Below are 15,689 nucleotides of genomic sequence, written 5' to 3'. Positions count from 1 at the left end.
GGCGCGCTAGCACAAGACAAGCGCTGGTTCTGTCGCCTAACAGATTGTTTGCCGGGGCGAATTCAAGCATGGTGCAGCCGATGAAGAAGCTGACAGCCTATATTTCGCGATTATTCGCCACAGACGCGGTGATCCTGTTTGTGATCGCCTGCTTTTTGTTGTGGCTGGTGAACTGTTTGCGCCAGTTCGACGTGGTGTCCGTCAAGGGGCAAGGGTTTGGCACCCTCGCTGTCCAAGCGCTTTATACCATGCCGCCTCTGGCACTCGCCTTCTTCTACATCTGTATCGGCATTGGCATTGTGCGCGCGCTCGCAGCGCTGCAAAACAGCCACGAGTTGCACATTATCCATTCGAGCGGCGGTCTGAAGTCGCTGTTCCGGGCAACGATTTTCGTGTGCACGCTCTCGGTTATTGCGGTGATGTTCCTCGCTCATATCCTTGAGCCGATGGCCAACCGCAAATCCTATGAGCTGCAAGCTGCGGTCGCCGCCGACCTCGTCAGCTCCACCCTCAAGCCCAATCGCTTCACGCAGGCGACGCCGGGCGTCGTGCTGCTCATTGGAGGACGCGAAGGCAGCGGGCTGATCAACGAATTCTATGCCGATGATCGACGCGATCCCGGCATGCGCCGCACCTATATCGCCGAAACTGCACGCGTTATGGGCGACGGCGAAAACTACTTCCTCGAATTGCGCGACGGCAAAATCGAGAACCTCGACGCCAATGGTCGCTATTCCGAAGTGCGCTTTGCCCGATATGAGCTGGGCATCGACACGCTGAGCCAGCAAAGCGTTTACGTCGACAAATACGCCTCCATGGATTCCATCTCCATGGTCCGCGAAGCGCTCGAGACGGGCAATTGGCACAGCGAAATCTTGCGCCACCTATCGAACCGCTCCGCCGAAGGCCTGCGGGTCATCGGCCTTTGCGTTCTCGTTGTCGCTATCTCTGGCTTCCCAAGCGGTAAGCGCACCCGGTTCAAGCTGCCGATGGAAGCGGTCGTTATGCTCATCGCCTTTGGCGAGCGCGGCATGAGCGCTTATTCTCCCTGGGGCCCCGGCACAGGTGGCGTCGTGCTCTTTGTGGTCGGCATTCTTGTCTTTGCCTTTAAGATCTGGCCCCGGCGCATTACGCGGGATGGGGTTGCAGCATGAACCAGATAGATCGTCTCGTCCTCGGCCGCCTCGCCTCCCGTATCGGCGTCACCGTCTTCATCTTCTACGGCCTGATTGCGCTGGTCGAGTCACTCGACACCTGGCGCTTTTCGGTTGTTGAGAGCGAACGCGGCTTCTTCATGGCCCTTCTCATGGTTGCCATGAGCGCTGTGCGCTGGACCATCAAAACCCTGCCCGTCACCGTATTGATGGGGGCCATTCTGGGGCTGGTTGACCTCAAGATGCGCCACGAGCTGACCGTCATCAAGGCCAGCGGCATCTCCATTTGGCGCGTGTTGCGCGCGCCCACTCTGGTGCTCGCCGCTGCAAGCCTCGTCATCGCCATTGGCGCAGAAACCGTCAGCACGCAGATCAATCGCGATCTTTATCCCATTCCCCCGGGTCAAACGGCGCAGCTCACCCCAGCGGGCGAAATCTGGCTGGAGCAATATGGCGAGGACAGCCACTACGTGCTGATGGCACGCGCCATGTCGCCGGGCGGCGAACAGCTGACCGATGTCACGGTCTTTAACCTCCAGGAAGCCGATTACGCGCGCTATGAAGCGCCGACGGCCGTGCTCCAGCAAGGCTATTGGGTTCTGAGCGATGCTATTGGCCGTCGTGCCGACGCCGTCGCCAAAACTTTGCCTTCGGTGCGCCTCTCGACCATTTCGACGCCCTCCGAAATCAGCCTCAAAACCTCCTCAACCGACGATTTGACCTTCTTCGAGTTGGCGACACTGATGCAAAAGGGCATCGCTGACCCAATGGTCGCCTCGGCCACGGCGATGCGCCTGATCAAGCTCCTCGCGTTGCCTCTGGTTCTCGTCGGCTCGCTGTTCATCGCGTTTGCCTTCACGGCAGGCTACAGCCGCCGCATGCAAATCGGCCCTTCAGTACTCTATGGCATGGTGCTGGGCTTCTTAGTTTTTGTGATCACCGAGATGGCGGATCGTGCAGGCTCGACCGGCGCAATTGATCCTCTGGTCGCCGCTATTTCACCGGCCCTCGTTGCCATTATCATTGGGGTGACCGTATTGTTACGGCGCGAAGATGGTTGGACTTAACCCTGCCAACAGTCCCATTCGGATTTTGGCCGTAATCATCAAGCAATTGACAGTCCTGTGCGGACGCCGCATTGAAGGCGGCAAATGAATGAGCGGACGCGAACTATGACTCTTGTCAACCTTCGGCGCGGTTTGAGCGCAATCTTCGTGAGCCTTATGCTCGTTGCTGGCGGTGCGACCTCAGCTTTTGCTGCCACGGTTGCCACAGTGAACGGCGAGCCTGTTACCGACGTGCAGGTCGATCAGCGCCTGCGTCTCTTCCAGATGGAAGGCAATAAGACTGGCCGTCAGGGCGCGCTCAAGCAGCTCGTCGATGAAGCCATTCAGATGCAGGAAGCCAAGCGCATCGGCATCACTGTGTCCAATGCTCAGGTCGATGACGCTTTCCTTCAGGTCGCGCGCAATCTTCAGCTCAGCCGAGATCGCCTAATGCAGGTTCTTCAGCAGGGCGGCGTTTCCGCCCAAACCCTGCAGGATCGTCTGCGCGCTGCTATCGCCTGGAACGGCATTCAGCAGTCGGCAGTGGCTTCGCAGGTCCAGATTTCCGACCTTGAACTCGATCAGCGCGCCGCTTCGCAGCTGGCTGATTTCCAAAGCTTTGATTACATCCTCAAGGAAGTCATCTTCGTTGGTGGTGGCGGTCGTTCCGGCCAGGCCAATAAGTACCGCTCGAGCTTTGCCGGTTGCGATACCGCAGTTGATCTCTCACTCGCGTATAACGACGTTGCTGTGATTGACGTTGGTCGTCGTCACGCCACCCAGTTCCCAGATGCCCTCGCTAAGGAGCTCGCAGCTCTCAATGTCGGCGGCGTCACCAAGCCTCGCGCTGTCGAAAACGGCCTCTCCATGCTCGCCGTGTGCGAAAAGGTTCAGGCGCAGGATCTGACCTTTGTGAAGGGCGGTCTGCGTGACGAAGTTGGCCAGAGCCAATACGAGCAGGCAGCCAAGGACTATATGGAAACGCTGCGCACCAACGCTAAGGTCATCTACAACTGATCTTCAGCGCAGCTGATTGGACCAATCCCAGCGGCCGCAGTTTTGCGGCCGCATGATTTATGAGAGCCAGAATGACTGCTCCATTGGCTGTGACCATGGGCGAACCGGCCGGCATCGGCCCGGACCTCATCCTCCAACTCTACGCTGAGCGTGATGCGCGGGCCCTGCCCGCTTTTCTCGTTTATGGCCACGCCGAATTTCTTCGCCAACGCGCCCAGCGTCTCGGACTTTCCATTTCTATAGTTGAGGCGACGCCAGAGACGGCAACTTCACAGTTTCCGAACGCCCTGCCCGTGCTCTCGCTACCCGGTGACGTGCCCGACACGCCGGGTCAGTCCGTTGCGGGAACCGGCAAAGTGGTGATTGAGGCTATCGCCCGCGCTGTGGCCGATACACGCGCCGGGCGCACCAGCGCCGTGGTAACCGCCCCGATCAACAAAGCTGCGCTCTATGAGGTCGGCTTCGCGCATCCTGGCCACACCGAATATCTTGCAGAACTCTGCGCCGAAAACGGCATTGTGCCTCTCCCGGTGATGATGCTGGCGCATGAAGACCTGCGTACCGTTCCGCTGACGATCCACGTCCCCATCAAGGACGTGCCGGGGCTCATCACCCACGATCTCATCGTCGAGACCCTGCGCGTCATGGCGCGCGATCTCACCGCGCGCTACGGCATCGCTGCGCCAAAGATCGCTGTGGCTGGGCTAAACCCGCACGCGGGGGAAAACGGCACCATCGGCCGCGAGGACGTAGAAATCATCGTGCCCGCTCTTGAGGCCGCGCGCGCCGAGGGCATAAACGCCATCGGCCCGCTGCCCGGCGATACGCTGTTTTTCCCGCCCCACTGGCGTCAGTATGATGCGGTGTTGGCGATGTATCATGATCAGGCCCTGATCCCGATCAAAACCGTGGCCTTCGACGCTGGGGTCAATGTCACCTTGGGCTTGCCCATCGTGCGCACCTCGCCCGACCACGGCACCGCTTATGCTCTTGCCGGCACCGGCAAAGCTTCCCCTTCCAGTTTCGCTGCGGCCATTGCCATGGCGCACCAAATGACGGCCAATAAGTCATGAGCCAAATCGACAATCTCCCGCCGCTGCGCGACGTCATCGCCGCCCACGATCTGCGCGCCAAAAAAGAGCTGGGTCAGAATTTTCTATTCGATCTCAATCTCACGGCCCGCATTGCCCGCGTTGCGGGTTCGCTCGAAGGGGTTCGCGTTATTGAAGTTGGCCCCGGCCCCGGTGGTCTGACGCGCGCTTTGCTGGCAGAAGGCGCTCACGAAGTCATCGCCATCGAACGCGATGCCCGCGCTCTGCCCGCCCTTGCCGAAGTCTCCGATCACTACAATGGCCGCCTCACCGTCATCAGCGGCGACGCGATGGAGATGGACTATCGCTCCCTCGCCTCAACCACTGGTCCGACGCGCCTCATCGCCAACCTGCCTTACAATATCGGCACCCCGCTGCTTATTGGCTGGCTGACGACTGATCCTTGGCCACCGTTCTTTGACAGCCTGACGCTGATGTTCCAGCGCGAAGTGGCCGAACGCATTTGCGCCCAGCCGGGCGACAATCACTATGGCCGCTTGGCCGTTCTCGCCAATTGGCGCTGCCACACGCGCATTGCCTTCAATGTGCCGCGGCAGGCTTTTGTCCCGGCCCCGGCCGTCACCTCGGCTGTCGTCCATCTGGTGCCCAAGCCCGTGGAAGAAGGTCTTGCGGTCAAGCATGTCGAGCAGATTACCAAGGCCGCCTTTGGCCAGCGCCGCAAGATGATCCGCCAGTCGCTCAAATCGCTTGGCGTGCCGGTTGAGGCCCTCCTCGCGGCGGCTGATTTGAAGGGCGACGAACGCGCTGAAGTCCTTCCCGTCGAAAGCTTCCTCGCCATGGCCCGCGCGCTCCCCGGCCTGCGCCAGGGTTAAGCGCCGCCACAAGTCTTTAGGGTCGGGGTAAGAACCAACAAAAAAGCCCCGGCTCACGCCGAGGCTTTACCATCCAATAAGACCAAAAATCAGCCTTCGATTTGGCCCTGCAGCTCGCGGACAAAACCTTCAAGGTTCACCTGACGACGGCTCGCAAGACGTGCTGAGGCCAAAATGGCCCGGACGCGCGCCACCGACTGTTCCAAGTCCTCGTTGACGATCACGTAGTCGTACTCAGCAAAGTGGTCCATCTCGATTTTTGCGTTCTTGAGGCGCTTCTCGATCGTGCCGACGCTGTCTTGCGCGCGACGCTCAAGACGGGAGCGCAGCTCCTTAATCGACGGCGGCAGAATGAACACGGTCACCATATCGGCGCGCGCGTTTTCATAGAGCTGCAGCGTACCCTGATAATCGATATCAAAGAGAATATCGTGGCCCGCGACCAGCTGCTCTTCAACCTTGGAGCGCGGCGTGCCGTAGAAATTGCCATGCACTTCAGCGGACTCGAGCAGATCGCCCGCAGCCTGCATCTTCTTGAACGTCTCGACGTCGATGAAGTGATAGTGCTTGCCGTCGATTTCATCGCTCCGGCGCTCACGCGTCGTCACAGAGACAGACAGGCGGATGTTTGGATCATCACCAAACAGGGCTCGCGAAATCGAGGATTTGCCTGCTCCTGAGGGAGATGCAATCACCAGCATGACGCCGCGGCGCTGAAAGTCCATTGTCGGTTCTCTTATCGTAAAACTCTTGTCGCGTTTGTTGCGACATCCCCCCAAAATGGTCAAGGGCAAGGCAGGCTTTACGCACTGCCCTGCCCTCAATCTCACCTTATTGTGGCGCGTCTTCGGCTTCTTCGGCCTCTAGCGCCTGCCGTGCAGCCTCGGCTTCTGCCTCTGCCTGAGCTGCCGCTTCACGCTCAATTTCACGGTAGCGGGCGACGTTCTGACGATGCTCGTCATAGGTCTCCGCAAAGACGTGACCTTCGCGAGGAGTTGCACCCTTGGCCACGAAGTAGAGATAGTTGTGGCTATCTGGGTTGGCGACAGCGCGGAGCGCTTCAATGCCAGGGTTGGCAATTGGCGTCGGCGGCAGACCGTCGATCTGATAGGTATTATACAGGGTCTTGGCTTCGATTTCCGAGCGGCGAATGCCGCGGTCGAGCGTCGATTGACCCAGCGTAATGCCATAGATGATCGTCGGGTCAGACTGCAGACGCATGCCGGTGCGCAGACGATTGACGAACACCGCTGCGATCTGCGGACGTTCCGAGGCAACGCCGGTTTCGCGTTCGACGATAGAGGCGAGTGTCAGCATCTCCGCTGGCGACTGTAGTGGCAGATCTGGCTGACGGCTGTCCCAGACTTCGGCCAAAGCCTGCGTCATCGCCGCCTGCATTTTTTCGAGGACAGTCTGGCGCGAGTCGCCCGGCACATAGTCATAGCTGCCCGGCAGGATCGAACCCTCTGGCGGCAGCTGGCTAATGTCACCCGTCAGGCGATCATCGGCATTGATGCGCTGCACGGCCTGCCAGACCGTCCAGCCTTCTGGAATGGTCACAGCATAGCGCATGGGGTCGCCCAGCGTCAGCTCTTGCAAAATCTTGGACATGCTGGAGCCAGCAGGGATGTTGAAATCACCAGCCTTGACGACAGCACTTTGCTCAACGCGCGATCCAAATTGGGTGAAGATCAGCGAATTGGAAATGAACCCCTGTTCTTCCAAACGGTTCGCAGTGGTGCTCAGCGTATTGCCGGACTCAACGCGAAACACGCGGTCTTCCTGCGTTGGGCCATCACCATAATACTGGGAAGCGATATAAAAACCTGCACCGCCCACAACAACCAGCCCGATTACGAGCAGTGTAAGAAGGCCATTGAGAACGTCAATCAGCCCGTTACCTGAGCGTTTGCGGCGGCGTTTTCTGTGCTCGTTCATCTATCAACTCTCTCCGGGCCTTGAGGTGGCCTTTTGTCAGTCTTCTAGTGCCAAACTGTGGCGAAGACCGATTAAAGACAAGGGGCTCCGCGCTGGAAAGCGCAGAGCCCCTCGCAAAATATTGGAAAAAAGCGCTTAGACCTTGCGCATCACCAGAGTAGCGTTGGTGCCACCGAAACCGAAGCTGTTGGAAAGCGCCACGTTGATCTCTTTCTTGATCGCCTTGTGGGGAACAAGATTGATGGCGGTCTCGACGGAAGGATTGTCGAGATTGAGGGTCGGCGGCACGATTCCATCGCGCATGGCGAGCAGACAGAAAATCGCTTCAACCGAACCAGCAGCACCCAGAAGGTGACCGATAGCCGACTTGGTCGAGCTCATAACTGCTTTGTTCGCAGCATCGCCAAGAACACGCGTCACTGCGCTCAGTTCCAGTTCGTCGCCGAGTGGCGTCGAAGTGCCATGAGCGTTGATGTAGTCAATCTCGGAGGCAGAAATGCCTGCGCGCTTGACTGCAGCACTCATTGCGCGGAACCCACCTTCACCTTCCGGTGCTGGTGCAGTGATGTGATAAGCATCGCCGGAAAGGCCATAACCGATCACTTCGCCATAAATCTTGGCGCCGCGAGCCTTAGCGCGCTCGTATTCTTCGAGCACGACAATGCCAGCGCCTTCGCCCATCACGAAGCCATCACGATCCTTGTCATAAGGACGCGACGCTGCGGTTGGGTTGTCGTTAAAGCCAGTCGAAAGTGCGCGGGCAGCCGCAAAGCCGGCCAGCGACAAACGATTGACGCAAGCTTCCGTACCACCCGCAACCATAACGTCTGCATCGCCGAACGAAATCAGACGGGCCGCATCGCCAATGGCGTGCGCACCGGTGGAGCAAGCGGTTACGACGGAATGGTTCGGCCCCTTGAGACCGAAACGGATTGAAACATGGCCAGAGGCCAAGTTAATCAGACGACCTGGGATGAAGAAGGGGCTGATCCGACGTGGGCCCTTCTCGTGCAGCGTAACGGAGGCATCATAGATGCCGCCGATACCGCCGATACCCGATCCGATCAGAACGCCAGTGCGTTCCTGCTCTTCTTGGGTTTTGGGCTCAACGCCCGCATCCTGGATAGCCTGAGTGGCCGCAGCCATGGCGTAGACGATAAACTCGTCGACCTTGCGCTGCTCTTTGACCTCCATCCACTCGTCGGGGTTGTACATGCCATCGGCATATGCCCCGCGAGGAACTAGGTGGGCGATCTGGCAGGCAATATCGTCGACTTGGAAGCCGTCGATACGCTTGGCGCCACTCTTCCCAGCCAGGATGTTGGACCATGTAGCCTCAACACCACAGCCAAGAGGCGTGACTAGACCCAGTCCGGTTACGACGACTCGACGTAGTTCCATGGTGTGGCCAGCCAATATTAGCTGGTAGCCTTGGTCAAGAACGCAACGGCATCGCCGAAGGTCTGGATCGACTCAGCTGCGTCGTCCGGGATCTCGACCGAGAATTCTTCTTCAAAAGCCATAACCAGCTCAACCTGATCGAGCGAGTCTGCACCCAGATCGTCAATGAAGCTGGCCTTTTCTACGACCTTTTCCGCATCCACATTGAGGTGTTCTACAACGATCTTGCGGACCCGATCAGCGACATCGCTCATGTTTGACTTCCTTTTTGAAATCGACGTTTCGTATTCGCTTCTTATTGGCGGCAAGCCAATACATCAAGCATGCTGTTGACTAGCTCGGCGGCAATGTAGGCGGCATATTGTGCGCCCGCAAGCCGACGGCATGGGTAAACGCGGCGCGGGGTAACACGTTTCCCCAGGCAAGGCCAGCCGCGAATACACCTCTATCCAAGGCTAGAAGCCTTAGATCATCGCCATACCGCCGTTCACGTTCAGTGTGTGACCGGTGATATAGGCTGCAGCATCGCTCGCCAAAAAGACGGCACATGCTGCAATTTCCTGACCGGTGCCGAGGCGACCAGCTGGAACAGAAGCGAGAATGGATTCACGCTGCTTTTCGTTCAATTCATCCGTCATTGCCGATGCAATAAAGCCGGGAGCGATTGAGTTTACAGTGATATTTCGGCTTGCAACTTCGTAGGCGAGTGCCTTGTTCATGCCGATCAGGCCAGCCTTAGAGGCTGCGTAATTGCCCTGACCCGCGTTGCCGGTGACACCGACAACCGAAGAAATACCGATGATGCGACCCCAACGGGCCTTCATCATGCCGCGCAGGACGGCGCGGTTGAGATGGAATGCCGCAGTTAAATTCACTGCAATCACTTCATCCCATTCCGCATCTTTCATGCGCATAAAGAGATTGTCGCGAGTCAGACCAGCGTTGTTCACGAGGATATCGACGCCGCCCATAGCGGCTTCAGCCGCTGGAACGAGCGCATCGACCTCTTCGAGCTTGGACAGATTCGCTGGAAGAATCGGGCAATCCTTGCCGATTGCATGGGCGGTCTCTTCCAGAGCTGCAACGCGGGTCCCAGAGAGGGCAACAGTTGCGCCTGCAGCAGCGAGGGCCTTGGCGATTTCACGACCAATGCCGCCGCTGGCACCCGTTACGAGCGCGCGCTTACCGGTAAGATCAAACATGGGTGTCCTCTTTCGGGGATGTATCTCAGATGGGGCTTTTAAGCCCACATTATGCGTTCAGCGAGGCGACGAATGCGTCGATATCGGCTGGAGTGTTGATAGCCTGTGCTGCCAGCTCCGGAGCGATGCGCTTGGCCAGGCCTGTAAGCACCTTGCCCGCACCGGCTTCCACCAGCTTGGTTACGCCGCCTTCATTGGCCAACCAGGTGACGCTCTCGGTCCAGCGAACAACGCCGGTGACCTGCTCAACGAGGCGCTGACGAATCTCAATCGCATCGGTGATCGGCGCCGCGAGGACGTTGGAAATCACGGGGACAACTGGATTGTGCATCGCCACGTCGGCAAGCGCCGCCTGCATGGCTTCCGCCGCTGGCTGCATCAGCGCGCAGTGGAAAGGTGCGCTCACAGGAAGCAACAGGGCGCGCTTGGCGCCCTTGGCCTTGGCCAGTTCCAGCGCGCGTTCAATGGCAGCTGTGGCGCCAGAGACAACCACCTGCCCTGGCGCATTGTCGTTTGCGACCTGACAGACGTCGCCCTGTGCGGCTTCTTCAGCCACAGCGCGTGCGGTGTCGAGATCAAGGCCCAGCAGAGCGGCCATAGCGCCATGCCCGACCGGAACGGCCTTCTGCATCGCCTGACCACGGGTACGCAGCAGACGCGCCGCATCACCGATGGAGAAGGTGCCCGCAGCGCAAAGCGCGGAATATTCGCCCAGCGAATGGCCAGCAACAAAAGCGGCATGATCGGCAAGCTTGACGCCCTTGGCTTCCAGCACGCGGACAACGGCCATCGACACAGCCATCAGTGCTGGCTGGGCATTTTCGGTCAGACGGAGTACGTCTTCCGGACCTTCAAACATGATGGCGGTGAAATTCTCGTTCAGCGCGCTATCGACTTCTTCAAAGACTGCGCGTGCCTCAGGGAACGCGTCAGCGAGGTCCTTGCCCATGCCAACGGCCTGGCTGCCCTGACCTGGAAAGGTGAATGCTGTGCTCGACATTATGAATTCCCCGGTAACGAATTCGTTGGAAGGTGGCGATAAGGTAAGTCGCCGGTAAAACGGGCTTTGCAACCTACATGCGGCGGAGTCAAGGCGTCGCGCGTATCACCAAAGCCCACAGAACCACGTGGAGCTGTTCCGCAACGACAAAGTTTAAGAGCACCATAAGTTATGCAGTGGTTATCGAAAAGATTGAGTGCCGCCCCTCTCGTCAGGCCTTGGGTCCTCGATAACCTATTCTTGGGCATCGTTATTTTGCTGGCGTGCTACGTCGGCATTCAGTCTCGGATGATTTTTTCCTTGGCCAGCATATGGCCAGCGAACGCGATCTTGCTGTCTTTTGTGCTCCTGCGCGCACAAGCCGTCACGGCGCTAACGTGGAGTGTCGCCGCAGCGGCCTATGTGATTGCAGATCTCACAACCGGCGCGCCGGTCAATCTCGCCCTCATCTTAAATGGGGCGAATATGGTGGGCGTTCTCGTCGGCGCAGCCCTTGCGCGTGTCCTGACACTCGAAACCTTGACCCTCGCCCGCCCCGACGACGCCATCATCATCATCTTCATTATGACCTGCGCCTCCGTCGCCACAGCGATGGCAGGGGCAATCATTGGCCCGACGCACTTTAATATGGATGCCTCCCACTCCTTTATGGTGTGGCTCGCGGCCGAGCTGGTCAATTACGCTATCTATCTGCCCGTACTGCTGGCCGCCAACATTGGCACGACGCGCCGCCTCCGCTTCTTTTCGGCCAATGCGAACCAACGCAATAATCAATATGCAGCGCTCGCCTGCGCGTTCCTGCTCGTTGGCTTCATGGTGCTCATTGGCGGGCCCGGCTCGCCCAATTACGTCATTCCGGGCCTAATCTGGTGCGCGATTGTGTTCCGCGCCTTTGCCGCCGCCGCAATCAGCGCGATCATTATTACCTTTATGCTGATCGCAGCTCCCCTCGGCGGTATCGATCTTGGCTATGACCTCACCGATGCGGACGCACTGACCTCCTTCCGCCTGTCTATCGCCATGATCGCGATTGGCACTCTGGCCATCACCATCATCAATTCCGGCTGGCGCACCGCCCACCACAATCTAGAGCAGCTTGCCAACCAAGATTCGCTCACAGGCCTCCTCAATCGTGGCGGCACGATCGAAGTCCTCAATAATGCCGTTTATCGCGCCACCCCGTTCTGCCTAATCATGGGCGATATCGACCACTTCAAAACCATCAACGACACCTTCGGCCACAATGTCGGTGATGACGTGTTGCGCAACGTCGGCTTCGAGCTGCGCGAGGGCCTGGGCCGCAACGAAGGCGCAGGACGAATCGGGGGCGAAGAATTTGCCATCGTTATCAACGGCACTTTGGAAAATGCCGTGCGCCATGCTGAGAGCATTCGCAAACGTCTGTTGGGCGTAGAGGTGTTTGACGCGGTCGAGAAACCCGTGCCCTTCACCATGAGCTTTGGCGTCGCCGAATTCGGCCCTGGCGCTGACAGCGTTGAAATGCTGCGTCGTGCCGATAACGCCCTCTATCTCGCCAAGCGCACTGGGCGTGACCGCGTGGTCGCCTTCACCGAAGAGATCAAGCAGATGGTCAACTCCCCCGTTCCCGACCGGCGTCACAACCGCTAATTCAGCGACAGCGCCGGGGGGCAAAAGCGGCTACTGCTCCCCGTCACAAGGCTGTCGCCGCAGACCCAAACCACAGCGTTTCTGCTTGATATTCCCCCATGAACCTCCTATAGCCCACCCAGCAATTCGTTTGGCCGGGGGCTGAACGGAGGGTTTTGCCGTTTGGGCTCTTGCCCATAAGGACAAGATAGGACCGTCAAAAAGTCCGGCCTCCCGTGTTCCCGCTCTTTGCAAGACTGCTTTGATGCCTTTCCGGCTTCGAAGGGGCTCCGCGCCAGAAGAATGCTTGGTTCAAATCCAAAGGAAGGCGCATCCATGGCCCTTTACGAACACATTTACCTGGCTCGCCAGGACGTTTCTCAGCAGCAGGTTGAAGAACTGACCGCTGCGCTGACCGAAATCCTCGGCCAGAACGGTGGCAAGGTCACCAAGAACGAATACTGGGGCCTCAAGGGTCTCGCGTACCGTATCAAGAAGAACCGCAAGGCTCACTACACCCTGCTCAACATCGACGCCACTCCGGCTGCCGTTGCTGAAATGGAACGCCAGATGCGCATCAATGAAGACATCCTGCGCTTCATGACCATCGCTGTTGAAGAGCTTGAAGAAGGCCCATCGGCAATGATGCAGAAGCGCGATCGTGATGACCGCGACAACGCCCGTGGCGGTGATCGTGGTGGCTTCTCGGGCGAACGTCGCCCACGCCGCTTCTAAGATATAAGGAACGAGAACAATGTCTATTAAAGACCTGACCACTTCCCAGGCTCGCCGTCCGTTCCAGCGCCGTCGTAAGACCTGCCCATTCTCGGGTGAAGGCGCGCCAAAGATCGACTTCAAGGACGTTCGTCTGCTGTCCCGTTACGTTTCGGAACGCGGCAAGATCGTTCCTTCGCGCATCACCGCCGTTTCGGCGAAGAAGCAGCGTGAACTGGCTCGTGCCATCAAGCGCGCGCGCTTCATCGGCCTGATGCCATACGTCGTATCGTAAGACCTAACCGTCTTTCGAAAACTCATTGTTGGGGTCGCGGATGGTCCGCGGCTCCTAACCGTTTCTCGGAAACGGGACAGCCAAAAGGATAAATGACATGAAGGTCATTCTGCTCGAACGCATCGGCCGCACCGGCACCATCGGCGACGAAGTCACCGTAAAGGACGGCTTTGCACGTAACTTCCTGCTCCCACAGGGCAAGGCACTGCGCGCAACCGAAGCAAACCGCAAGAAGTTCGAAGCTGAGCGTGCTCACATTGAACAGCGCAACGAAGAACGCCGCACCGCAGCTGCTGGCATTGCTGAAGGCCTCAACGGCCACAGCATCGTTATGGTTCGCCAGGCTGGCGAAACCGGCCTGCTGTACGGTTCGGTTGCATCGCGTGACATCGTCGAAGCTCTCGCAGCTGACGGCTTTGTTATCCAGCGCAACCAGGTTGATCTGCCAGACGCTCTCAAGACCGTTGGCGTTCACACCGTTCCGCTGAACCTGCACTCGGACGTTGCTGTTAAGATCACCGTCAACATCGCTCGTTCGGCTGACGAAGCTGAGCGTCAGGCAGCTGGCGAAGACGTCACCGTTCACTCGTTCGATCTGGAAGACAACGGCGATTTCGCTGCTGGCCAGAAGGACGCAGAACAGGACGACCGTTTCGAAGACTAATCTTCGGTACGCGACGACCCCTTTGGAAAAGCCGGGCTTCATGCCCGGCTTTTTCTTTTGTCCGTTGACACGTTCGGCCATAGACTTAGCTAAATTCGTACCTAAGTTATCCCCATTGTTCCCAGTCTTCACATTGGGTTATTCGAGAGCATGGTCAGAGACGTTAACCCTAGGGACGTAAGCCAGACTCACTGCAAACTCGCCTGACATTGATACGGTGAACATCAGGAGTGCGCTTTGGCTGAGATCGCCCGTCTACATCCCACAGCAGAAGAAAAATCGTTCCGCGTCGCACCGCATAACGTCGATGTTGAGCAGGCGCTGCTGGGCGCGATCCTGATCAATAACGACGCGTTTTACCGCGTTTCCGATTTTCTGCTGGCCGAACATTTTTACGAGCCCATTCACCGCGAGATCTATGAACTCGCCGGTAAAATCATCCGCGCCGGTAAGGCTGCGGAGCCGGCGACGCTCAAAACCCACCTGCCCGATCAGCTGCTCCCCGACGTCACCATGATGCAATATCTGTCGCGTTTGGCGGCAGAGGCGACGACGGTTCTGAACGCGCTTGATTACGGTCAGGCTATCTATGACCTCGCCATTCGCCGCAGCCTCATCCAGGTTGGCGAAGAAATGGTGCAGACCGCCTATGACGCGGACATTGAAACCACGCCAACCAAGCAGATCGAAAAGGTCGAAGGCGAACTCTTCCAGCTCGCTGAAAAGGGGCGTGCGGAAGGTGGCTTCCAGGCCTTTGGCGCCGCGCTGAGTGCATCGATCCAGATGGCAGGCGAAGCCTTTGCCCGTGACGGTGGTCTATCGGGTGTCGCGACGGCTCTGCACGACCTCGACAAACAAATGGGTGGCCTTCAGCGCTCCGACTTGATCGTTCTGGCAGGACGTCCGGCGATGGGTAAAACCTCGCTGGTGACCAATATCGCCTACAACGTCGCCAGCGCCTATCGCGCCGAAGTGCAGGCCGACGGCAATCTGAAAACCGTCAATGGCGGTGTTGTTGGCTTCTTCTCGCTCGAAATGAGTAGCGAACAGCTCGCAACGCGTATTCTGGCCGAGCAGGCGGAAGTCTCGTCTTCCGACATTCGCCGCGGTCGTATTCACGACGAGCAGTTTGCTAAGCTGGTCGACGTGTCCAATATGATGAGCAAGGTGCCGCTCTACATCGACGATACCGGCGGTATCTCGGTCGCCCAGCTCGCCGCGCGCGCCCGCCGTTTGAAGCGCCAGAAGGGGCTCGACCTCCTCATCGTCGACTACTTGCAGCTGCTCTCGGGCTCGTCAAAAGCCTCCCAGCAGAACCGCGTGCAGGAACTGACGGAAATCACCACGACGCTCAAGGCCATGGCGAAGGAGCTGGAGTGCCCAGTGATCGCCTTGTCCCAGCTCTCCCGTCAGGTTGAAACGCGCGATGACAAGCATCCGCAGCTTTCCGACCTTCGCGAATCGGGTTCTATCGAGCAGGACGCGGACGTTGTAATGTTCGTGTACCGCGAAGAATACTATCTCAAGAACAAGGAGCCCAAAGAGGGGACGCCCGAACACCTGACTTGGCAGGCGGAAATGGAGCAAGTGCACGGCAAGGCGGAAGTTATCGTCGCCAAGCAGCGTCACGGCCCCACCGGCACTGTTCAGCTCAGCTTCGAGGCGCAATTTACCCGCTTTGGTAATCTTGCTCGGGCAGACTATCTGCCCGAACGCATGGAATAGG

General features: G+C 58.4%; 16 protein-coding genes. 10 read left to right on the top strand and 6 right to left on the bottom strand.

The features are described from left to right. Positions 1 to 80: 80 nt before the first annotated feature. The 5 genes from H4N61_RS04840 (at position 81) to rsmA (ending at position 5,141) form a co-directional block, all read left to right on the top strand. On the top strand, positions 81 to 1,154 hold the full coding sequence (locus H4N61_RS04840; protein WP_169196709.1) for an LptF/LptG family permease: 1,074 nt from the start codon (positions 81 to 83) through the stop codon (positions 1,152 to 1,154). Then, complete coding sequence (locus H4N61_RS04835) at positions 1,151 to 2,221, top strand: LptF/LptG family permease (RefSeq protein ID WP_169196708.1); 1,071 nt, start codon at positions 1,151 to 1,153, stop codon at positions 2,219 to 2,221. The genes H4N61_RS04840 and H4N61_RS04835 overlap by 4 nt, the downstream gene beginning before the upstream one ends. A 105-nt stretch (positions 2,222 to 2,326) precedes the next feature. Further along, entirely contained in the window at positions 2,327 to 3,217 is an 891-nt protein-coding gene (locus H4N61_RS04830) for a SurA N-terminal domain-containing protein (RefSeq protein WP_169196707.1), read from the top strand. Positions 3,218 to 3,288: 71 nt separating this feature from the next. Beyond that, positions 3,289 to 4,290 carry a 4-hydroxythreonine-4-phosphate dehydrogenase PdxA gene (pdxA, locus tag H4N61_RS04825; protein ID WP_169196706.1) on the top strand — a complete coding sequence of 334 codons (1,002 nt, stop codon included), beginning with the start codon at positions 3,289 to 3,291 and terminating at the stop codon, positions 4,288 to 4,290. Further along, positions 4,287 to 5,141, top strand: coding sequence for a 16S rRNA (adenine(1518)-N(6)/adenine(1519)-N(6))-dimethyltransferase RsmA (rsmA, locus tag H4N61_RS04820; RefSeq protein ID WP_169196705.1), 855 nt, complete (start codon positions 4,287 to 4,289; stop codon positions 5,139 to 5,141). Before pdxA ends, rsmA begins: the two co-directional genes overlap by 4 nt. Positions 5,142 to 5,230: 89 nt before the next feature. On the opposite strand, the gene gmk is transcribed toward rsmA, so the two are convergent. From gmk to fabD, 6 genes are all read right to left on the bottom strand, one after another. Next, positions 5,231 to 5,866: a guanylate kinase gene (gmk, locus tag H4N61_RS04815; protein WP_169196704.1), complete on the bottom strand. Its 636-nt coding sequence runs from the start codon at positions 5,864 to 5,866 to the stop codon at positions 5,231 to 5,233. Positions 5,867 to 5,972: 106 nt separating this feature from the next. After that, the gene (gene mltG / locus H4N61_RS04810) at positions 5,973 to 7,079 is read right to left on the bottom strand and encodes an endolytic transglycosylase MltG (RefSeq protein WP_182395182.1); all 1,107 of its coding nucleotides are present in this window, start codon (positions 7,077 to 7,079) and stop codon (positions 5,973 to 5,975) included. Between the two features lie 135 nt (positions 7,080 to 7,214). After that, on the bottom strand, positions 7,215 to 8,480 hold the full coding sequence (fabF, locus tag H4N61_RS04805) for a beta-ketoacyl-ACP synthase II (RefSeq protein ID WP_169196702.1): 1,266 nt from the start codon (positions 8,478 to 8,480) through the stop codon (positions 7,215 to 7,217). A gap of 17 nt (positions 8,481 to 8,497) precedes the next feature. Next, positions 8,498 to 8,734, bottom strand: a complete 237-nt coding sequence (locus tag H4N61_RS04800; protein WP_169196701.1) for an acyl carrier protein — start codon at positions 8,732 to 8,734, stop codon at positions 8,498 to 8,500. 210 nt (positions 8,735 to 8,944) lie between these two features. Continuing rightward, complete coding sequence (fabG, locus tag H4N61_RS04795) at positions 8,945 to 9,682, bottom strand: 3-oxoacyl-[acyl-carrier-protein] reductase (RefSeq protein ID WP_169196700.1); 738 nt, start codon at positions 9,680 to 9,682, stop codon at positions 8,945 to 8,947. A gap of 49 nt (positions 9,683 to 9,731) precedes the next feature. After that, positions 9,732 to 10,682 (bottom strand): ACP S-malonyltransferase, encoded by a 951-nt coding sequence (fabD, locus tag H4N61_RS04790; RefSeq protein ID WP_169196699.1) that lies wholly within the window; start codon positions 10,680 to 10,682, stop codon positions 9,732 to 9,734. 240 nt (positions 10,683 to 10,922) lie between these two features. Between fabD and H4N61_RS04785 the strand changes: the two genes are divergently transcribed. The 5 genes from H4N61_RS04785 (at position 10,923) to H4N61_RS04765 (ending at position 15,688) form a co-directional block, all read left to right on the top strand. After that, positions 10,923 to 12,311, top strand: coding sequence for a GGDEF domain-containing protein (locus H4N61_RS04785; RefSeq protein ID WP_182395180.1), 1,389 nt, complete (start codon positions 10,923 to 10,925; stop codon positions 12,309 to 12,311). A gap of 315 nt (positions 12,312 to 12,626) precedes the next feature. Continuing rightward, complete coding sequence (gene rpsF / locus H4N61_RS04780) at positions 12,627 to 13,025, top strand: 30S ribosomal protein S6 (RefSeq protein ID WP_169196697.1); 399 nt, start codon at positions 12,627 to 12,629, stop codon at positions 13,023 to 13,025. A 25-nt stretch (positions 13,026 to 13,050) separates the two neighbouring features. Beyond that, positions 13,051 to 13,299 (top strand): 30S ribosomal protein S18, encoded by a 249-nt coding sequence (gene rpsR, locus H4N61_RS04775; RefSeq protein ID WP_182395940.1) that lies wholly within the window; start codon positions 13,051 to 13,053, stop codon positions 13,297 to 13,299. Between the two features lie 97 nt (positions 13,300 to 13,396). Then, entirely contained in the window at positions 13,397 to 13,963 is a 567-nt protein-coding gene (gene rplI / locus H4N61_RS04770) for a 50S ribosomal protein L9 (protein WP_169196695.1), read from the top strand. A 237-nt stretch (positions 13,964 to 14,200) separates the two neighbouring features. After that, complete coding sequence (locus tag H4N61_RS04765) at positions 14,201 to 15,688, top strand: replicative DNA helicase (protein ID WP_169196694.1); 1,488 nt, start codon at positions 14,201 to 14,203, stop codon at positions 15,686 to 15,688. The last annotated feature ends 1 nt before the right edge of the window (position 15,689 follow it).

The sequence above is a fragment of the Devosia sp. MC521 genome, assembly GCF_014127105.1.
GTDB lineage: Bacteria > Pseudomonadota > Alphaproteobacteria > Rhizobiales > Devosiaceae > Devosia.
The sequence above is the reverse complement of the archived record's forward strand: the minus strand, read 5'-3'. Positions and strand labels throughout refer to the sequence as shown.